Origin of the sequence: Clostridium sp. K13 (assembly GCF_019734195.1) — a bacterium.
In the GTDB taxonomy this organism is placed as follows: domain Bacteria; phylum Bacillota; class Clostridia; order Clostridiales; family Clostridiaceae; genus Clostridium.
In genome coordinates, this window is record NZ_JAASHM010000021.1 from 20,387 (window position 1) to 42,274 (window position 21,888).

Below are 21,888 nucleotides of genomic sequence, written 5' to 3' on the forward strand. Positions count from 1 at the left end.
AAAGTTACAGTTTTTATTATTTTTATTCGAATTCTATAGTTGCTGGTGGTTTTCCTGTACAATCGTACATTACTCTGTTAACACCATTAACTTCATTTACTATTCTAGTTGTTACTTTTCCAAGTACTTCCCATGGAAGATCAGCAGATTCTGCTGTCATGAAATCACTTGTAGTTACTGCTCTTAAAGCAATTGCATAGTCATAAGTTCTTTCATCTCCCATAACTCCAACAGATCTCATATTAGTTAATGCTGCAAAATATTGACCAATTTCTTTATCAATGCCAGCTTTAGCTATTTCTTCTCTGTAAATTGCATCTGCATCTTGAACTATTCTTACCTTCTCAGCAGTTACTTCACCAATTATTCTTATACCAAGACCTGGGCCTGGGAATGGCTGTCTGTATACTAATTTTTCAGGAATTCCAAGCTCTAATCCAGCTTTTCTAACTTCATCTTTAAATAATAATCTTAATGGTTCGATTATTTCTTTAAAATCAACGTAGTCAGGAAGTCCTCCAACGTTATGATGAGATTTAATAACTGCAGATTCACCTAATCCACTTTCAATTATATCTGGATAAATTGTACCTTGAACTAAGAAGTCCACAGCTCCAATTTTCTTAGCTTCTTCTTCAAATACTCTTATAAATTCTTCACCTATGATTTTTCTCTTAGTTTCTGGATCTTCTACTCCAGCTAATTTTTCATAGAATCTTTCTTGAGCATTTACTCTTATGAAGTTTAGGTCATATTGTCCTTCTGGTCCAAATATAGCTTCTACTTCATCACCTTCATTTTTTCTAAGTAGACCATGGTCAACAAATACACAAGTTAATTGCTTACCAATTGCCTTTGATAACATTACTGCTGCAACAGATGAATCAACACCACCTGATAATGCACATAACGCTTTACCATTTCCCACTTTTTCTCTTATTTCTTCAATTGTCTTTTCAACAAATGAATCCATTTTCCAATCTCCTGAACATTCACAAATGTTATAAACAAAGTTTGATAACATTTTAGTTCCTTCTACAGTATGCATAACTTCTGGATGGAATTGAACTGCATAAAGATTCTTTTCCTCACATTCCATAGCTGCTACTGGACAAACAGGAGTATTACCTACTATTTTAAATCCTTCTGGAGATTTTTCTATATAATCAGTGTGACTCATCCAACAAATTGTTGTTTCATGTACACCATCAAATAACTTTGATTTATTATCAACTTTAACTACAGTCTTACCATATTCACTTACTGGCGCAGTTGCAACACTACCTCCAAGAACATGAGCCATAAGTTGTGAACCATAACAAATACCAAGTACAGGTATTCCTAATTCAAATATAGCTTTATCACATAAAGGAGAATTTTCACCATATACACTATTTGGTCCACCAGTGAATATGATTCCTTTTGGATTCATTTCTCTTATTTTTTCAATGCTTAAATTATAAGGATGAACCTCACAATATACATTACACTCTCTAACTCTTCTTGCAATTAATTGGTTATATTGACCACCAAAGTCAAGTACTAATACTAATTCTCTACTCATTAGAATCCTCCTAATGTCTTTTTCTTTATTATCTCGTAAAATTATACATTTTTCAACAAAAACATGAACATTTATTTGCTTTTCAAAATAATAGTTCGTTATATTAACTATAATGTAAATGGCAAACAACAATTTAAATTGCTACTTGCCATTATCAATTTATATTACTCTCTAACGCTATAGTTTGGAGCTTCCTTAGTAATATTTATATCATGTGGATGACTTTCCCTTATTCCTGACGCAGTTTGAACAACAAATCCTGCATTTTCATATAAATCTTCTAAAGTTGGAGCTCCAAGGTATCCCATACCAGATCTTATTCCACCAATTAATTGGTATAAAGTATCTGCTACATAACCCTTATAAGCAACTCTTCCTTCAACACCTTCTGGAACAAACTTCTTAGTTCCATTTTGGAAGTATCTATCAGATGAACCTTTTTCCATTGCTCCTAAAGATCCCATTCCTCTATAAACTTTGTAGCTTCTTCCTTGATATATTTCCATTTCTCCTGGAGCTTCTTCACAACCTGCAAGCATTGATCCCATCATACAAGCACAAGCTCCTCCAGCTAAAGCCTTAACTATATCCCCTGAGTACTTAAGTCCACCATCAGCAATTACTGGAACTCCATATTTTCTTCCTTCTTCAGCACAATCCATAACTGCAGTTAATTGAGGAACACCTACACCAGCAACTATTCTTGTTGTACAAATAGATCCTGGTCCTATACCAACCTTAACACAGTCTGCTCCAGCTTCTGCTAAATCTCTTGTAGCTTCTGCAGTAGCAACATTACCAGCTATTATTTGAAGTTCTGGATACTTAGCTTTTATTGTCTTAACGCCATTAATAACCCCTTGTGAATGTCCATGAGCTGTATCTAATGTAATAACGTCAACCTGTGCTTTAACTAAAGCATCAACTCTATCCATCATATCAGCTGTTATTCCAACTGAAGCTCCACAAAGAAGTCTTCCTCTTGAATCTTTTGCTGCATTTGGATATGCTCTAACTTTTTCTATATCTTTTATTGTAATAAGACCTTTTAAGTTATTATCTTTATCAACTAAAGGTAATTTTTCTATTTTATGAGTCTTTAATATTTCTAATGCTTCATCTAAAGTAGTTCCTTCTCCAGCTGTTACTAATGGGCTCTTAGTCATAACTTCTGAAACTAATTTATCGTAATTTGTTTCAAATACAATATCTCTATTAGTGATTATACCAACTAATTGAGTTCCTCTTGTAACTGGAACTCCTGAAATTCTGTATCTAGCCATTAATTCTAATGCTTCTCTTACTGTATGGTCTTCATTTAAGAATATTGGATCTGTGATTACTCCATTTTCTTGTCTTTTAACTCTATCAACTTCTCTTGCTTGATCTTCTATTGGCATGTTTTTGTGGATAATTCCGATTCCACCTTCTCTAGCCATAGCTATAGCCATTTTCGATTCAGTAACTGTATCCATACTTGCACTCATTAATGGTATGTTTAATGTTATTGTTTTTGTTAATTGAGTTTTTAAACTAACCTGATGTGGTAAAACCTCTGATTTATTTGGTACTAATAATACATCATCAAATGTGTAAGCTGTTTTTAATATTCTTGCCATACTTAATCTCTCCCATCACTTTTATTTTTATTAATCTATGTATTTGCAAATGCCTTTTTTATTTTACTCTTAGGGCTGATTAAAATAAAAAAAAGCATATTAAGTCCACTATCTATGAAGTGAACGTTAATATACTTTTACTTTAAACATTATTCGTGTTTAGGTAAATATATCAAATTCACTCATAGATGAAAATTTAAGGTTTTCAGTAGAAACGCCCTGCCATATTCAGGGCTTATATGAGTTGTTTTATTATTCGTGTTTTTTCGCTTTTTATCATTATAGTTTATGGAAGATAGCTTGTCAATATAATAAATCTTATCCTTTTTATTATATTAATATTTTTCTCTATTCTTAATTATTTTATTATTACATATCCTTTATTTTAGTAATTTTATTTTAGATAATATTAAATTAATCTAATCTAAAATCTACTCAAATATATCTCTATTAAATAATTTCCATAAAGGCATGATATTATTCCTCCAATTGCTAAATAAGGTCCAAATGCAATTTCTGCCTTTCTGTCTTTAAGTTTTAAAATTAAAATTATAGAACCTACAATTCCCCCAAGAATTATTGCTATAAATAAAGTTACTATAACTCCTTTTATCCCCAAAAATAATCCACAAATCAATGCAATATCCACATCACCTTCACCCATTCCACCTGTTAAAATAACTATTAGATAGATAATTCCAAATCCAATAAAAGCACCAACTATATAATCCCACTGAATAGATTTATTTTCTATCCATATTAGTGCATTAAATACTATTCCTGAAATTACACCAAATATAACTGTAGAATTGTAAATATATTTAGTTTCAAAATCAATAAATGCTATTACTATCAATAATGATGCAAACATACAAAATTTAAATAACTCTAAAGTAAATCCAAATCTTAAATAAATTAATACATATAAACAAGAATTTAAAATTTCAATTAAAGGATATTTTATAGATATCTTTTCTTTACAACATCTACATTTCCCACCTAAAAATATATAACTAAAAACAGGTACTAAATCTTTAGGTTTTAAATTATATCCACAGCTTGTACAATGAGATTGTGGAAAAGATATTGATTCTTCTCTTGCTATTCGATATATACAAACATTTAAAAAACTTCCTATAATTAACCCTAATAATACTATAAAAACAATTTCCATTATTACTCCTTTAAATACTACTTATTAATTATTACTTAGCTTAGATATTATACCATCTTTAGTAAACATTTTCTATAAATTGTTAAAATCCTCGTTACTTCTTACAAATATTTTTTTAATTTTAATACTTTTTATCATGTAAAATATTCACTTTTTCTCTATTAATACATATTTATTTCCATAACAAAATAACATAATAGCTTAAGCTATTATGTTATTTTTTATATTTATATTATATTAGTACATTCCATCCATTCCGCCCATTCCTGGTGCACCTGGCATTGGAGCCTCTTTTTGAGGAATATCTACAACAGCTGCTTCTGTTGTTAAGAATGTTGATGCTACAGATGCAGCATTTTGAAGTGCGCTTCTTGTAACCTTAGTTGGGTCAACTATTCCTGCTTTAAGCATATTTACATACTTATCATGTAATGCATCATATCCCATTCCAGTTTCTGAATTCTTAATTCTTTCTATTATTACAGAACCTTCAACACCTGCATTAGTAGCAATTTGTCTCATAGGCTCTTCTAATGCTCTAACTATAATATTTATACCAACTTGTGTATCAGCAACATCTGATTTTAATTCTGCAACTTTGTTGATTACATTAACATAAGCAGTTCCACCACCTGGTACTATACCTTCTTCAACTGCAGCCTTAGTAGCAGCTAAAGCATCTTCAATTCTAAGCTTTCTCTCTTTAAGTTCTGTTTCTGTAGCAGCACCAACTTTAATTACTGCAACTCCACCAGCAAGCTTAGCTAATCTTTCTTGTAATTTTTCTTTATCAAATTCAGAAGTAGTTTCTTCTATTTGAGTTCTTATTTGGTGAACTCTTTCTTTAATAGCTGTGCTATCTCCTCTACCATTTACTATAGTAGTATTTTCCTTAGAAATCTTAACACTTTCAGCTTGACCTAGCATATCTATAGTAGTTTCTTTTAGGTCTCTTCCTAATTCTTCAGAAATTACTTGACCACCAGTTAATATAGCTATATCTTGAAGCATCTCTTTTCTTCTATCACCAAATCCAGGAGCCTTAACAGCAACACAATTAAATGTTCCTCTTAATTTATTAACTACTAATGTAGCCATTGCTTCTCCCTCAATATCTTCTGCTATAATTAATAACTTTTTACCAGCTTGAACTATTTGCTCTAATACTGGTAATATTTCTTGTATGTTTGTAATCTTTTTATCAGTTATTAAGATAAGTGGATTATCTAATACAGCTTCCATTTTTTCTGTATCAGTTACCATGTATGGAGATATATATCCTCTATCAAATTGCATACCTTCAACTACGTCTAATTCAGTTCCCATTGACTTAGACTCTTCAACAGTAATAACTCCTTCATTACCTACCTTTTCCATAGCATCTGAAATAAGCTTACCTATTTCATCATCAGCTGCTGAAATAGCTGCAACTCTAGCTATATCTTCTTTACCATTAACAGGCTTAGATATTTCTAATATTTCTTTAACTGCAGTTTCTACAGCTGTTCTTATACCATTTCTAAGTAACATTGGGTTTGCACCAGCTGTTACATTTTTTAATCCTTCTCTTATAATAGCTTGAGCTAAAAGAGTCGCTGTAGTAGTACCATCCCCTGCAACATCATTAGTTTTTGTTGCAACTTCCTTTACTAATTGAGCTCCCATATTTTCATATGGATCTTCTAATTCTATTTCTCTTGCAATTGAAACACCATCATTAGTAATAAGTGGTGAACCAAACTTCTTATCTAAAACTACATTTCTTCCTTTAGGTCCTAAAGTAACCTTAACTGTATCTGCTAACTTATCAACACCAACTTGCATTGCTCTTCTAGCTTCTTCACCAAATTGAATCATCTTTGCCATAATAATTTACCTCCCAACTATTCTACTATTGCTAATATATCATCTTGTTTTAATATTATATATTCTTCGCCATTAACTTTTACGTCTGTTCCTGCATATTTAGAATATAACACCTTATTTCCAACTTCTACATCCATAGGAACTCTCTTTCCCTCAACCATTGCTCCTGGCCCTATTGCAACTACCTTAGCTTCTTGTGGTTGCTCCTTTGCACTTCCTGTTAATAGTATTCCACTCTTTGTAGTTGTTTCAGCTTCTAATTTTTGTATTACTACTCTATCACCTAATGGTTTTATATTCATAAATAAACCCTCCTATATTTTCATTATTAGCACTCGCTTTACTAGAGTGCTAACATCTTTATATTTATAATATAATTTTAACTGTAATCTTTCAACAATTACTTTCTATATTATTACCCTACTAGGTTCAAATATTACTAATTATAGTAATTTATTTTTAATTTACTTTGTTTTCCATTAATTTTCTAGTATTTTTAAATCCTCTGTATAAAAAAATTTTTCTGTACCTTAAAAGCTATGAATTTATTACTTTATTCATAAATTCATAGCTTTTAATTTTAAATCCAAAATACTTTATTTACATATTTCGCATGCCCCTGGGGCAACTTGTACAATATTTATTTACTTTCTTCTAAAATACTTTCTCTCTCTAAATTAACATCTTCAAACTCTTTTAGAGTTGTATTCTTAAGAACAGCTTTAATAGTTGTTCCATTATTAATCTTAGTAAATGCTACTTTAGCTCTAAGTGGTGGTACTATTGTTCCTGCACCATTAATACATCCACCTTCGCACATCATGCCCTCAATAAAGTTTCCAGGTAATTTACCTAACTTGGCAAGCATCATAGTCTTCTTACAATCCACTCCTGATACTTGAACAGGCTTAAAGTCTACTTGTACTCCACTATCAGCAACATAATTCTTAATAGCTGCAGTTAATCCTCCTGCTGCTCCAAAGTTTCTTCCAAATACAGAAGCATCATTAACATTTTCTTCTTCACACTCAAAAGGATTAATATCAAATGCTTCAAATAAAGCAAGTAACTCTTCAAATGTCAATACATAGTCAACAGCATCGGCTATTCCTACTCTAACAGCTTCACCCTTCTTAGCTGTACAAGGTCCTATAAATACAACCTTTGCATCTGGATCATTTTTCTTTATAAATCTTGCTGCTGCAACCATTGGAGATACTGTTCCTGAAATTCTATCCTTTTCACTTGGATTAGTCTTTTCTATAAAACTTAAGAAGCCTGGACAACAGGAGTTTGTCATATATTTATCCCCTCTTTCCATTCTCTCAACAAATTCATTAGCTTCATGAACTGTAACTGCATCTGCTCCTAATGCTGCCTCAACCATATCTTCAAATCCAAGAGACTTTATTGCATTTCTAACTTTACCATAATTCATAGTTGGACCAAATTGACCTGTTATTGCTGGTGCAACTACGGCATACATTTTTCTATTTCTACCTAATCTCTTAGCAACTGGTACTATTAAACTTTTATCAGAAATAGCTCCAAATGGGCATGATCTCATACACGATCCACAGTTAACACAAATTTCTTCTTTTATCATAGCTCTTCTATCATCAGGATTTATATCTAAAGCACCTGTTGGACATGATCTCTTACAAGGTCTCATAACTTCTGATATAGCATCATAAGGACATGCCTTTTTACAACCTCCACACTCTTTACATAATTCTTGATTTATATATGCTCTTCCATTAACAATTGTTATAGCTCCAAAATTACATGCCTCTTGACATCTATGTGCAAGACAATTTCTACATGAGTCTGTAACATTAAACTTATTTATAGGGCATCTGTCACAAGCTGCTTCTATAACATAAATAATTTGCTCATCTGGTCTTATATCTATTAGAGACTCTTCTGCATTATCTCCATTTGCTAAATATCCAGCAGCAAGCTTTGCTCTTTCTAAAACTATAGCCCTTTCTTTATAAACACAACATCTATATTGCGCTACATCCCCTTTAATAACTTCATAAGGAACCTTTTCAATACTCTCTAAATTAATATCATCATTCTTAGCAAGTCTTGCAACTTCCGTTAATACTTCATGCTTTAACTTCTTTAGCTGAGTTTCAAACTTAAACATATCACCACTCCCATCCGTTCTGTATACCACTTCTAATTATACAATATTTTGCCATTTTTGACCTTTATTTCATAATATTCTGACAATTTTATTTATCAAAATTATTTTACATTATAATACATATTTTTTGTGATTTTTTTACTATTTAACTCGTAATAAAAATAAAAAAAGCCTTACGAAATACATTCATAAGACTAATTTTTATAATACCCTAATAAATCTTGCTATCACTCTTTATTATAAAGTCTACTAAAGCATCTTTAATACTCTCTATTAACTCAAAGTCAACAATAGACATATTATCATCTTCACTATGAACAACTCCTACTATTCCATCTTGCCCAATTACTAAAGATGCATCATTATCTCTTCTAAATGACATATGGTCACTACTACCTACGATTCTTCCCTCTTTATTACTAGCATATGGAACCATTTCATAATAAACTTTATCCTCATCTAGCACTTCAATAAAATCATCATATAGTTCTTGACATAATGGATTAGTATTTTTTACAGCTAATCCCTCGTCTCCTTTTATGCCAACACAATCAATATTTATATTATACCAATCTTCATAATTATCTTTAAAATCATTTACAAATTTTGAGCTTCCTATTAACCCCAACTCTTCTGCATTAAAGGCTACAAAAATTATATCATGTTCTGGTTTTTTATTATTATAATATTTAGCTAAATCCTTAGCTGCCTCTAGCAATACTGAAATTCCTGAAGCATTATCAATAGCTCCTTCAATTTTTGTTACTTTTATTTGTGAAGTATCATTATTATTAGATGCCTCTTCAAGCCTTTGCCTTATAGTAACATGATCAAAATGAGCCGAAATTACAACTGCTTTAGAGCTATCTTTACCTTTTATTAATCCAATAATATTATTTACTTCATTATTATTTTCCTCATTTGGATTAAATATGGATCTCATCTCTTTATTTAAAGGAATTTGATGATAAAAGCTACCATTATTAAATGCTTCTAATCCAACTTTTTCAAAATAACTTTTTATAAATTCTGCTGATTTAGTATTTTCATCAGTACCAACAACTCTAGATAAATATTCATCTGATGTTAGCTCTTTCATTATACTCTCAATATCTAAATTTTTAGGATCTTTATATGCTTTATTATTTATCTGCTCACTATTTGAAATTATATCTTTACTAGATACATTCTTCTCTATTCCATTAGTACAACTAGTGAAAAGAAAACTTAAAACTAACGTACTAGATATAATAGATATTAATTTATTTTTTATATTCATAATAACCTCTCCTAATATATTAAATTCTAGCCATTTCTTTTTATGTTACCCATTTCATCCTAAATATATTCTAAAGTTTTTTTCAATATATTTATACTATTATAAAAAAATAATATCAACAATAAATTAATAAAATCTATTGTTGATATTACTATCTATAAACTAAAACTAACTACTTTAATTATTCTACTTTAATATTGTTTTCTCTTGCATAATAGAATAGATATTGTTGTGCAAGCCCTGCTAACTCACCAAATTTTTCTCTTCCAAATACTCTTATTTTATTTAATGATACATCTGGTGCTAAATAAAAATGTATCATTGCTCTTTTTATCCAAACATCTACTGGAAAGGCTGAATGTTTACTCATTGAAAATAACATTATACAATCGGCTACCTTAGCACCTACCCCCATAAAATTTTGTAGTGCTTTATGACATTCATCAACAGGCAATGATTTTATATATTCTAAATCAAATTGCTCTAGTTCTTCTGTTAATTCTCCATTATTCTTAGCATCAAGTGCTGCATTTACTTTTGAAATAGTATCTACTATATACTTACTTCTAAAAGATGCTCCTGTCTCTTTTATTTCTTCTAAAGATACTTCCTTTAATTGCTCTGGCGTTGGAAATGCATAATAAATATTATCTTTATATTCTATCCTATCTCCCCATCTTTCAGATATTTTTTTAATAGTTTTCATTATTGAAGGAATACTATTTCTTGCTGATATTATAAAGCTTATTAACATTTCAAAAGGATCTTGATTCAGTATTCTTATACCATATCCAAACTCAACACTTTTCTTTAAAAGCTCATCCTTTGATAATTCCTCTTTTACCTCTTCATAATTAACATCTAAATCAAAGTAATTTTTCCATATTTCATTAAAATCATTCATATTAGTATTTAGTATTGTTACTGTACTTCCTTCTTGAATAACCTCTATTACTCTTCTATATGCAACTATTATGTAATTAGTATCACTTATTCTTTCCCATCTAAAGCATTGTCCACACTCTAGTATTTGTTTTATATTAAAATCTTTAACATTCTCTAATACTATTGAGTTTTCTTTTTCTATTATATTTGTATAATTCATATTTCCACCTCATTATTTATGGTATCTTTTTAATTTATTATTTATACTTTATTCTTTCTAAGTTTATAATTTTATATTCTAAAGAAAAATATTATTAATTAATAATTTATATTATCTATGCTATATTAATTATCATTACTTTTCAATAGAAAAACCTATAATTAATTTAAGCCATTATAGTTATATTTACTTATCTATAATGGCTTAAATTATTATATAAATTTTATCTATTAATTGAATATATAGTCTTATACTCTTCTACTATTTCTTCTAAAACTTCAGCTGATACTCTCATCATTTTTGAGCATCTAGTTTCAAATTCAAAATACTTATCTTTTAATGGAATACAATCTAACGTCCCCATTCTTCTATTAAACTCACTTAAAAATCTTCCTGTCATCTCTCTTACGTGAGGACTATTATGCCCTCGCTCATTAGTAAACATTATACCTAATGCAGCTATTGCTCCAGTTGCAGCCCCACAAGTACTACCTATTGCCATACCACCCCCAAATGATGACATAGTCATTAAGGTTTGCTTAGAAATATTTAAATCATACTCTTCATTTACTGCTACAAGTATACATTCAGCACAATTTAAATCATATTTATTATCGTAATATTTCATTGTTGTTTCTAATAACATTTAATTAGTCTCACTTTCTATATAAAACCTAATTTATTATAAGGTTGCATACTCATTTATAACACTAAATACCTTTTTAAGTAATTGGTCCATATTCTTTCCTCTTAAGAATTGCATTTCTATTTCTATTCCCCCAGTTAAAAATAGCTTAATTTCTGAGTCAATATCAAAATGACCTGCTGTTTCTATTGAATAAGTTACTATTTTATTATAAGGAATTGCATAATACTCTGTCTTCTTGCCAGTAATTCCTTGTTTATCACATATAAGTACCTTTTTATCTGTAAATAATGCTGCATCCCTAACAGTCTTTACAGCAAATAAAGGCTTTTCATTACTACCTACAAATTGCATCAATGATGTTGGAATTTCTATTTCTCCATAAAAATTAAATTCTCTTTTCTTACTTTCTTCCATACTATAGCTCCTCCAATCATATATAACTATAATAAAATCTTATTTAAATTATATCACGAATCGAGTAGGAGGCAGATAATTATTTTATCTACCGACCTCTCACACCACCGTGCGTACCGGTCTGGTACACGGCGGTTCCTTAAGTTTAATGAATTTTAATATATTGACGTGTTAGGCTTTTCAAGCCTAAGTCGTTAAAGAATTGATTTGTTAGTGTAGTATTTAATATTGCACTATTTGCTACTCGCCAGTATCCTTTACGGGTATTGGCGAATTTTATTGCTTGATAGTGATTAAGTCCTAATTTCTTAAGGTTTTTATATCTTGTTTTAACCTTCTTCCATTGTTTCCATATACACATTCTTAATCTCTGTTTAATCCATTTATCCAATTGAGCAACAATACCTTTGCACTTTGCTATTCCATAATAATTAATCCAACCTATATTAACTTGATTTAGCTTAATTATTCTTTGTTCCAAAGTCATCGGTTTTGACCTTGATAATATTTCTCGGAGTTTGTCTTTATGCTTCCTTACTGATTGTTTAGATATGCTTGAGTATGCCTTACCAAACATAATTCCTAGTGTGAACCCTAAGAATTTTCTTTTCCAAGGTGTTTCAACTGCACTTTTATTAATATTTACTTTGAGTCTTAGTTTCCCTTCAATAAATCTGGTTATGTTTTCCATAACCCTCTCTCCAGATCTTTTACTCTTTACATAAATATTACAGTCGTCCGCGTAGCGACAAAATCTATGTCCTCTTTTCTCTAATTCCTTATCTAATTCATCTAGTATAATGTTAGATAATAACGGACTTAGCGGCCCACCTTGTGGCGTTCCTTCTTCGTTTGATACCACTATTCCATTAATCATTATTCCTGATTGTAGATATTTTCTTATTAATTTCAAAACTCTTTTATCTTTAATGTCTTTCGATAGCTTATACATTAAAATATCATGGTTTACTTTATCAAAGAATTTCTCTAAGTCTATGTCTACAACCCATCTATAACCTTCATTAATATAACTTTCAGCTTTCTTTATTGCATCTTTTGCACCTCTNCGGAATCCAAAGCTACTTTCTGAGAAATTTTCATCATAAATTAGGTTTAGTTCTTGCGCAATTGCTTGTTGGATAAATCTATCTAAAACCGTAGGTATTCCTAGTAATCTAGTACCTCCATCTGATTTTGGAATTTCAACCCTTCTAACTGGCATTGGTCTATACTCATTATTAAATATATCTTCTCTAATTTGAGGCCAATTTGTTTGTAGAAATTGTTTAAGTTCATAAACTGTTATTCCATCAACTCCATGACTTCCTTTATTAGATATTACTCTATTCATTGCTAGAAGCAAGTTTTCCCTAGATAATATTCTTTCTAATGAGCCATATTCAAATTCACCGTTCTCTCCTTTTGAAGTTGCCGAGAATCCTCTATGCGCTCTTTGCTTATGTTCAAGTTCCACTCTATCTTGGGCACTAGAGCCTAAATATTTAGTTTTCTGCAATCTTTGATTATTCTGCGAAACTTTCAAAATTCAAAACCTCCTTAAAGTTCAGTCCTTCATCCGCTATCGCGATTAGCGGAGTTACTATGACTTCTGCTGACTTCTGATAGTTCAGCTACATATCACTATGTAGGTTATTGCTTTAGAAAGTCATCTTTATTAGCAATATATCTATCAGACCTCCCCAGGTAAGAGCAACAACCTTCATCTCATACATCTGCTACATTTACTCCTAAAGTTTCGGGTAGTGTTGGACTTTGTTTTGTGTTGCAAACTCGTCCGACCTTAGTAAGCCTTATATGTAGTTCGTGTCCCTCAGACCGAGATTTTGCCTCCGACTTCCTTCAGATTCCACCTCACGATGGACACCCTTGTCATTAGCTAGTGGTTCCCACTACCAAGCCCACAACGGACTTTCACCGTCAAGTTGTTACCCATGCTGGGCGCACAACAAAAAAGGTTGTAGTTTAAACTACAACCTATAACAATCTAAAATTATCTTCTATTTTGTTCTTTTTTAGCTCTTCTGCAAGCTAAACATCTTGTAGGTTCGTTATCGAATCCTTTTTCTTTGTAGAATTCTTGTTCTCCTACTGTGAATACGAATTCGCTTCCGCAATCTCTACATGTTAATGTCTTATCTGTCATAAATATTCCTCCTAAAATTAAAGATTCTAAATTGATATAATAATCTCTAATTTTCGAGAAACTATCTACCTAAATGAAACTTTTTTATTTGTTAGCAAACTTGTTACTCCTTTATAATACCATAATATATATTTAATTGCAACCTTTTTTAATTATTTTTTTTAAATATTTAAAATAAACACAATATTTTCCATATAGATGGTAAATATTTTTAGATTTACATCATTGTTTTGTACACTTTTTAACTGATTTTTGAGAAAGTCCTTTTTTAATTTCAAAGCATCCAACTAAAAACAAAAAAATACCAAAGGCCTTTTTTAACCATTCAGAAGATAAATAATTTGCTAAAAAAGCACCTACAATAGATCCTAATACTCCAAATAAAGCTATTGGTATTACTAACTTAAGTACAACATTTTTATTTTTAATATGAATTATAAGCGCAAAAATAGCCATTGGTATAGATGAAAGTAAATTAATACTTTGAGCAATTTTAGGATCAATATTTACAAACATAATTAAAGCTGGGATAAGAATTGTTCCTCCACCCATTCCCATTCCACCAATTATTCCTGCAAAAAAACCTATTATTGTATATATCATTAAAACACCATCCTAAAAGCAGCTATTATCATTATTATTCCAAAAATTATTCTTAAAAACCTTCCTGTAACTTTAGATAATAATTTAGCTCCAATAATTCCACCTACTATACTTCCTATTGTAACTCTCCATGTTAACTGAAAGTCATAAGTTCCTTTAAATATATAAATAGTCGAACTTGCTGCAGTTAAAAATACAATTATAGCTAATGCTGTAGCATGTGACTTATGTTCTTCTACCTTAATAATATCATTTAGAATTGGTACTAAAAGAGTACCTCCACCCGAACCAAAAGTCCCATTTATAAATCCTGTAAATAAGCCAATTAAAGAATTTTTTATACTAAAACTTCTTTTTTTATTTTCCATCTAATTCACCACCTAATCGTATTTTAACCAATTCATATTGTTTTAATTAAAAGTAAATCTATGAATTAACGATATTTTTAAAATACTTTTTAATGATTCTATTTAAATAATTTGTAAAAGAGATAATATTAATCTTTAAAATACAAAAGCATTACTAGAAACTTAAATTTCTAGTAATGCTTTTTAGTTTTTTATCTATTTTTTATTTTTTTTTAATATTGATGTTCCTAAGATAGCTAATGCTCCTCCAATTGCAGCAACTACCCCTGCACCTATAGGTGCTCCTGTATTTGGTAACTTTCCATTTGGTTTTTCTGTATCCTGAGATGGTTTGCTTGGTTTTGATGGAACTTCTGGTTTTTTATCTTCCTCTGGAGCTTCTGGTTTTTCACCTTCTCCAGGATTTTCTGGTTGCTCCGGTACTTCTGGTGTTTCTTCACCTTCATCTGTTGCTACACCAACAAAAGTAGGCTTAATTTCAAATATTTCTGGTTTTCCAACATTTTCTGACCATTGAAGTTTTACTGTTACAATATTAGTTGCTTCATCTAAAACAAATTCATTATAACCTTCAGTTAAATTTCCTAGTTCTATCCATTCTCCTGATGATTTTTGTGCTGTAACCTTAGCTCCTGAGATATTATCAATCCCTTGAACTACTGTTATTTTAGATGATAATTTATTATCTAAAATTTTATAAACTAATTCATCTCCTGCAACAATATCTCTACTTGGTATATATGCCGAATTTAAATTATTATCTCTTGTATTTTCTGCTCTATCAATATAAGTTCCCTTAGCTGTTGTAGTTACTAAATATTCTTCAGTTAAATTATTTACAGTAAATTCTCTTACCTTTATCCAACGATCTCTATATTTTGTTGATGTTGCTTTTAAATATCTAGCTTCAATATCTAAATCCTTAATTACAATATCATTAGGTCCAAAATCAACATCTATTTGAGTCCAATTTTCACCATCTACAGAATATTCAAGTACTCCATTATTTATAAAGTCTTCATCATGACCTTGTAATAATCTTATATCTCTAACATTCATTGTCTTTCCTAAGTCTATTTGAATGTAATCTCCCTCTTGAATAAATGGAGTTGTTACAAGTTGTGTCCCTGTATCATAATCATCTCCATAGATAGCTTGTCTGTGTGGTCTGTCAGGATTTATTGGTCTATTAGTTGTCATTGTTATCTCTGGCATACCCTCTGTATGGATTTTTATAGATTCCAAGTTAACCTTTGTATCCTTTAATGCCCTTATTCTAAAGTACTTACCTGTAACAGGTTTTACTTCTCTAAATGATGCACCGCTTTTTACTTCTTGCCAATTCCAACTTCTATTATCTAACGAAGTTTCTATTACAAAGTCTTCTGTATTTAAAACTCCTATAGTATTTAATGCAACTACTCTTTTTATATCATTTAAGGCAATTCCTATAGTTTCTCCTTCTTTTAAAGATACTTCTCCGATATTATCTAATGATACAAATTCTTCATCTCCATCTGTTCCCTTTAGTATATTTACCTTTGATGAATCAACCTTTCCTAATGCCTTTTCACTACTTTTATTTACATTTACTTTAAAATCCCTAACAAATAATTTATTATCAATATCCTTAGTAGCTCTATATCTAACATATCTTGCTTCAATATCACACTCAACTAATACTTCTCTATTACTCGGATTAGCTGTTAACTCTGTCCAATTAGTACCATCCACAGAGTATTCTAATGTTCCATCTAAAAGTATTTCTGTATCATATCCAGTCTTACCCATTAATAAATACACATTATTTAATTTTTCTACTGTACCTAAGTCAAATCCTATATATTGATTAGATTTAATATTATCCTTTGACCAAAAACCATTATCTAGTAACTTATCAAACATCTTATCAGGTCCATGTGTCCCTTTAGGCATGTACCATTGTTCATATTCATTATGCTCTATATTTCCAATAGATGTGTAATTATACTCTTTATCTTTTAATACTGTTGTTTTATTATCAAAATATTTATTTCCAACTTCATGAGCTTCCCTTATAAATGGATCTACAACTAAATTAGCTATTAATTCCTTCTTACTATCTAATTCTAGCAATGCTTTTGTTCCCTTATATTTATTGCTCCAGAATCCAATCATATTATCTGATTTTATATCTTTCAACATTTCAACTGTCATTAATCCTGTATTAGCATACATTTCGAATTTTTCTAAATGACCTTCAATTTGTTCTAATAACTTTTCATTTCTTAATGTATTTCTTAAAGTATCTGGAGTAGATTTCATTTTTTCAAATTCAGAAGTTAATTCATTTAACTCACTACTTACATCTTCTCCTTTATTCCACTTTTCCCACATTGAAGTTATAAGAGAATTTAACTCTGGTGAATCTGGTCTTCCTGTATCTAATCTTGTAGTATGATTTGCAAATTCTTTTAATGAATCTTTAGCTTCCCCACCTACTATTTCTAATGCTGTATCCCAAGATCTATTATAGTCATAATTCTTAGTATTCCATGCATAGTCAGCCCCTGTTATAGTTGATATTTTAGATGCTTCAGCAAATCTCATTGGATTGACAATAAATCCTGATATTTCATCATCTAAATTTGTGTCTAAATCATATATTGGTCCTAATGCTAATTTATCCTCTTTATAATCATTAACAGGATAGTTCCACCATAACATCATTTTCTTACCATATATATCAGTTACCTTATTAGCATCATCCATAGATACTCCTCCTGGAGGAATAACATCATTTCCTGTCCACATAACTTCTATATCTTCAGCTAAAGTGTTAGCAAAATCTTGTGTATATTGCTTTATATTTGTACTATTCATTTCAAACATAGAGCTAGCCCAGTACTCTTTAGGAACTGTTATTAATGTTTTAACCCCTTCTCTTGTCTTAACAAACTCTTCATTAAATCTATTTAATATTTCAGCTTGCTTAGCTCCCTCATTATTTTCTATATCATCCCAAAGTATGGCAAATCTTCTAACACCCATATCATATAATGTTTGAGCTTTATTAATTAAAGCTTGGAAATCTGCTTCTGCCTCTGCTGCATTTTCTCCATTTTCACCTTCAAACTTAATATCTAAACCTGGAGAAATAGCAAATACAAAGTCCACCTTATTTTCATCTGCAGTATGTATTAATTCTTGCATTCTATCAAGTTCTGATGCTGGATAAGGTTCTCTCCAAAGTTTTCTATGATATGGATCAGATTTAGGTGCATATATATATGCATTCATCTTATTTTCACCATACATTCTTAGTTGATCTAGCCTTTCTTCTTGAGTCCAAGGTGTTCCATAAAACCCTTCTACTACAGCTCTTAATTTTACACTTGGTTCATCCTTTATAGTAACTTCTTCTATAATTTTATTGTTATCATTTTCTATAATTTGCTTTAATGTTTGAACTCCATAAAAAGTCCCTGATTCATCATTACCTCTAATAATTATTTTATCGCCCTCTTCATTATCCCTAGTTACTAAAACATACCCTTCTTCTTTAGTAATCGTAGATGCATCTACTCCAGTTTCATTAAGAGCTTCTTCCAATTCAGTTATATTATCATTAACTTCACCTATATATATAGTTGTAGCACCTTCAACTAATGTTTCATTAACAGTTATATTCATGCTAGATAAAATATTTTTTAATAATTCAACAGCATACTTATCTGCTTCACTTCCTCCAATTATATTAATTGTTTCTGTTAATTCTACTTCATTTTGTAAAATTTCCATGCTTTGTGGTAATGGATTAATTGTTAAATTATTATTAGATAAAGTGCTTACCACTTCTCTTGTTATTTCATTAGATGCTTGTACACTTATTGATGCCATAGAATTTACAGCTAACATTGCTACTAAGCACATACCCAATTTCCTTGCAAATTTTGCTCTTGACATATCTCATCTCTCCACTCTATAAAATACTTTCAATATAGTTTTTTCTATAAATTTAGCTTTTTTTATAAAAAAAAAAGCTAAAGGATATAGAAAAAATCTATTCCTCTAGCTAATGCCTACTTATTTGTAGTTACACGCCTGTTAATTTATTAATTATATTAACTACACTTTACCATAGGCTTTCTTTTTGGTAAACATTTTCATACATAATTCCTAGAATTTCTCCATAATTTCTAAAATTTTTACTATAACTCCGATTTTATAAATTACTATATTGCCACTCTTGTATTAATCATAGCAGAATTTTAATATATCGTTAAAAAAATTAAAATTTTAAGACAATTTAGAATTTTCTTTCAGAAACCCTTTACATACTTTGTCGAATATTGTATATTATAGTTGTAATTTGTATAAACTAAAAAGTTAAATATATTTATGTAATATAAAGAAAGGGTGATATTATGGCTAATATCGGAATATTCGACGTTTTAGGTCCAATTATGATTGGTCCATCATCATCTCATACAGCTGGAGCTGCTAGACTTGGAAAAATAGCAGGAACAATTGTTAATAAACCTATTAAAGAAGTAAGTTTTCTTCTTCATGGATCCTTTAGGGAAACATATAAGGGGCATGGAACCGATCGTGCTCTTGTTGCAGGAATATTAGGATTTCTTCCTGATGATCCTAACCTTAAAGATTCTATTTCAATTGCAAATGAAAAAGGAATAATCATTAGATTTCTTCCAGCTGATTTGGGACAAGTTCATCCTAATACAGTTAAATTTTTAATTAAAGATATTGATGATATTGAATGGGAAGTACTAGGCTCTTCTATTGGTGGTGGATTGGTTGAAATTCATGAGATTAATGGAAAAAAAGTTAAAATAACTGGTGAATATCCTACTATTATTACTTGCCATGATGATGTTCCTGGTACTGTTTCTAAAATATCTACCCTTTTCTATGAAAATAAAATAAATATTGCTTTCATGTCACTTAGTAGAAATCAAAAAGGTAAAGATGCTACTATGACCTTAGAAGTTGACACTAATATTTCAGATGAAATTATAAATGAAATAAAATCAATAAATGGAGTAAACCGTGTTATTGTAATTAATTCTTTAAGAGGATTTTAACTATGAATATTGCAAAATCAGGTAAAGAACTTATTAATATATGTCAAAAAGAACAAATATCATTAAGCGAATATGCTATTCGTAAGGAAGTTGAAGCTAAAGGTGTTTCACGAGAAGAATTATTTTTACAAATGAAAAATACACTAAATGCAATGAAAGAAAGTGCTACTTTAGGTAGAGAGAAAAAGGTGTATTCTCTTAGTGGACTTATTGGCGGAGATGCTTATCGTCTACAACAATATAGCAATTCTGGTAAATCCCTAATGGGTAGTGGTATTGTTACTGCAATGGCTATGGCTATGTCATCCTCTGAAGTTAACGGTTCTATGGGTAAAATTGTAGCGTGTCCAACTGCTGGTTCATGCGGTATATTACCTGCAGCAATGGCATCAGGTGCTGTTGTTGAACTTATGGGTGGAACTCCAGAAATGAGTTTAGATGCTGCCGCTATTATTTTCAAAAATGTATTAGGTCTTGTATGTGACCCTGTTGCTGGTTTAGTTGAAATACCTTGTGCAAAAAGAAATGTATCCGGTGCAATAAACGCCCTTTGTACAGCTGATTTAGTAATGGCTGGTGTAAATTCAAAGATTCCTTTTGATGATGCCCTTTCAGCAATGTATAAAGTTGGACTAGGAATGCCTGCTGAATTAAGAGAAACTGCTTTAGGTGGTGTTGCCATTACTGAAACTGGTTTAAAACTTAAAGAGAAAGTATTTGGAAAAACTAATAATTAATAGGGGGATTAAGATATGAATATTATATTTGGAACGATTCTTTTACTTATAGTTCTTGGATTATTTACTTTATTCAGTTATAAAGCTCCAAATGGAATGAAAGCTATGGGGGCACTAGCTAATGCCGCTTGTGCGAGCTTCTTAGTTGAAGCATTCCATGATGCATTCTTTGGAGGAGTATTAAATATTGGATTTTTACAAAGTGTTGGTGCTGCTAATGGTAGCTTAGGTGGGGTTGCTGCAGCAATACTTGTGCCCCTAGCTCTTGGTGTTTCTCCAGTTTATGCAGTATTAGTTGGACTTGCATGTTCAGGATTTGGTATTTTACCTGGTTTTATTGCTGGATACCTTATATCTTATGTTATTAAATTCTTAGAAAAGAAAGTACCTGCTGGTTTAGACCTTATTGCTATTATAATTATTGCAGCTCCACTTTCTCGTTTAATAGCATCAGGTATGACACCAATTGTTAATAGTACATTATTAAAAATAGGTGATGTATTACTTTCATCTGCTAATTCAAGTCCTATAATTATGGGAATTATTCTTGGTGGAATATTAACAGTAGTTGCTACAGCTCCACTTAGCTCAATGGCTCTTACTGCTATGCTTGGATTAACAGGAGTCCCAATGGCTATAGGTGCCCTAGCAGTGTTTGGTTCTTCATTTATGAACTATGTATTCTTTGGAAAAATGAAATTTGGTTCTAAAAAAGATACTATTGCAGTTGCAATAGAACCTCTAACTCAAGCAGATATAATTAGTGCTAATCCTATTCCGGTTTACGTAACAAACTTTATAGGTGGTGCATTAAGTGGCATAATAGTCTCTCTTATGGGATTAGTAAATATGACCCCTGGTACTGCCACTCCAATTGCAGGCTTTGCAGTTATGTTTGCCTATAATCCAGCTATAAAGGTATTAATAGCTGCTGCTGGTTGTATTTTAGTAAGTGTTATCAGTGGATATATCGGATACTTCATCTTTAAGAATAAAAAAATTCTTACTGCTGATGAGATTAGAAATCCACAAGCAGCTTAAATATATATAACACAAATTACAATTCATTGTGAATAAATCCCTTAATTACAATCTGTGTTGCTAATAATT

At 30.5% G+C, this 21,888-nt stretch carries 18 protein-coding genes and 1 riboswitch; of the genes, 3 read left to right on the plus strand and 15 right to left on the minus strand.

Annotated features, from left to right (window positions below; genetic code table 11):
- Positions 1-22 precede the first annotated feature (22 nt).
- The 15 genes from guaA to HCG76_RS12190 all read right to left on the minus strand — a co-directional run bounded on the left by guaA (position 23) and on the right by HCG76_RS12190 (position 18,902).
- Positions 23-1,564 (minus strand): glutamine-hydrolyzing GMP synthase, encoded by a 1,542-nt coding sequence (gene guaA, locus HCG76_RS12120; RefSeq protein WP_221701209.1) that lies wholly within the window; start codon positions 1,562-1,564, stop codon positions 23-25.
- A gap of 164 nt (positions 1,565-1,728) precedes the next feature.
- Positions 1,729-3,183 (minus strand): IMP dehydrogenase, encoded by a 1,455-nt coding sequence (gene guaB / locus HCG76_RS12125; RefSeq protein ID WP_221701210.1) that lies wholly within the window; start codon positions 3,181-3,183, stop codon positions 1,729-1,731.
- A gap of 165 nt (positions 3,184-3,348) precedes the next feature.
- Positions 3,349-3,446: riboswitch (purine riboswitch) on the minus strand.
- Positions 3,447-3,607: 161 nt separating this feature from the next.
- On the minus strand, positions 3,608-4,357 hold the full coding sequence (locus tag HCG76_RS12130; RefSeq protein ID WP_221701211.1) for a prepilin peptidase: 750 nt from the start codon (positions 4,355-4,357) through the stop codon (positions 3,608-3,610).
- 237 nt (positions 4,358-4,594) lie between these two features.
- Entirely contained in the window at positions 4,595-6,223 is a 1,629-nt protein-coding gene (gene groL / locus HCG76_RS12135) for a chaperonin GroEL (RefSeq protein WP_221701212.1), read from the minus strand.
- A gap of 17 nt (positions 6,224-6,240) precedes the next feature.
- A complete protein-coding gene (gene groES, locus HCG76_RS12140) occupies positions 6,241-6,525 on the minus strand; it encodes a co-chaperone GroES (RefSeq protein WP_221701213.1) in 285 nt (94 codons plus the stop codon).
- 338 nt (positions 6,526-6,863) lie between these two features.
- Positions 6,864-8,375, minus strand: a complete 1,512-nt coding sequence (locus tag HCG76_RS12145) for a 4Fe-4S dicluster domain-containing protein (protein WP_221701214.1) — start codon at positions 8,373-8,375, stop codon at positions 6,864-6,866.
- A gap of 211 nt (positions 8,376-8,586) precedes the next feature.
- Positions 8,587-9,654: a M28 family metallopeptidase gene (locus HCG76_RS12150; RefSeq protein ID WP_221701215.1), complete on the minus strand. Its 1,068-nt coding sequence runs from the start codon at positions 9,652-9,654 to the stop codon at positions 8,587-8,589.
- 181 nt (positions 9,655-9,835) lie between these two features.
- On the minus strand, positions 9,836-10,759 hold the full coding sequence (locus tag HCG76_RS12155; RefSeq protein ID WP_221701216.1) for a DNA-3-methyladenine glycosylase family protein: 924 nt from the start codon (positions 10,757-10,759) through the stop codon (positions 9,836-9,838).
- 223 nt (positions 10,760-10,982) lie between these two features.
- Entirely contained in the window at positions 10,983-11,405 is a 423-nt protein-coding gene (locus tag HCG76_RS12160; RefSeq protein WP_221701217.1) for a C-GCAxxG-C-C family (seleno)protein, read from the minus strand.
- 36 nt (positions 11,406-11,441) lie between these two features.
- Positions 11,442-11,822 (minus strand): PH domain-containing protein, encoded by a 381-nt coding sequence (locus tag HCG76_RS12165; protein WP_221701218.1) that lies wholly within the window; start codon positions 11,820-11,822, stop codon positions 11,442-11,444.
- A gap of 145 nt (positions 11,823-11,967) precedes the next feature.
- Positions 11,968-13,365, minus strand: a complete 1,398-nt coding sequence (gene ltrA, locus HCG76_RS12170) for a group II intron reverse transcriptase/maturase (RefSeq protein ID WP_221719007.1) — start codon at positions 13,363-13,365, stop codon at positions 11,968-11,970.
- Positions 13,366-13,833: 468 nt separating this feature from the next.
- Positions 13,834-13,986: a zinc-ribbon domain-containing protein gene (locus HCG76_RS12175; protein WP_195986573.1), complete on the minus strand. Its 153-nt coding sequence runs from the start codon at positions 13,984-13,986 to the stop codon at positions 13,834-13,836.
- A 222-nt stretch (positions 13,987-14,208) separates the two neighbouring features.
- The gene (locus tag HCG76_RS12180; RefSeq protein WP_221701573.1) at positions 14,209-14,589 is read right to left on the minus strand and encodes a sulfite exporter TauE/SafE family protein; all 381 of its coding nucleotides are present in this window, start codon (positions 14,587-14,589) and stop codon (positions 14,209-14,211) included.
- Positions 14,589-14,957, minus strand: coding sequence for a sulfite exporter TauE/SafE family protein (locus HCG76_RS12185; protein ID WP_221701574.1), 369 nt, complete (start codon positions 14,955-14,957; stop codon positions 14,589-14,591). The genes HCG76_RS12180 and HCG76_RS12185 overlap by 1 nt, the downstream gene beginning before the upstream one ends.
- Before the next feature lie 195 nt (positions 14,958-15,152).
- Complete coding sequence (locus HCG76_RS12190; protein ID WP_221701575.1) at positions 15,153-18,902, minus strand: beta-N-acetylglucosaminidase domain-containing protein; 3,750 nt, start codon at positions 18,900-18,902, stop codon at positions 15,153-15,155.
- Positions 18,903-19,363: 461 nt separating this feature from the next.
- Between HCG76_RS12190 and sdaAB the strand changes: the two genes are divergently transcribed.
- From sdaAB to HCG76_RS12205, 3 genes are read left to right on the plus strand one after another with little or no spacing between them, the layout of a single operon-like run.
- Positions 19,364-20,041: an L-serine ammonia-lyase, iron-sulfur-dependent subunit beta gene (sdaAB, locus tag HCG76_RS12195; protein WP_221701576.1), complete on the plus strand. Its 678-nt coding sequence runs from the start codon at positions 19,364-19,366 to the stop codon at positions 20,039-20,041.
- A 2-nt stretch (positions 20,042-20,043) separates the two neighbouring features.
- Positions 20,044-20,778: an L-serine ammonia-lyase, iron-sulfur-dependent, subunit alpha gene (locus tag HCG76_RS12200; protein ID WP_221701577.1), complete on the plus strand. Its 735-nt coding sequence runs from the start codon at positions 20,044-20,046 to the stop codon at positions 20,776-20,778.
- Between the two features lie 15 nt (positions 20,779-20,793).
- Positions 20,794-21,819 carry a PTS sugar transporter subunit IIC gene (locus tag HCG76_RS12205; protein ID WP_195986577.1) on the plus strand — a complete coding sequence of 342 codons (1,026 nt, stop codon included), beginning with the start codon at positions 20,794-20,796 and terminating at the stop codon, positions 21,817-21,819.
- Positions 21,820-21,888: the final 69 nt, after the last annotated feature.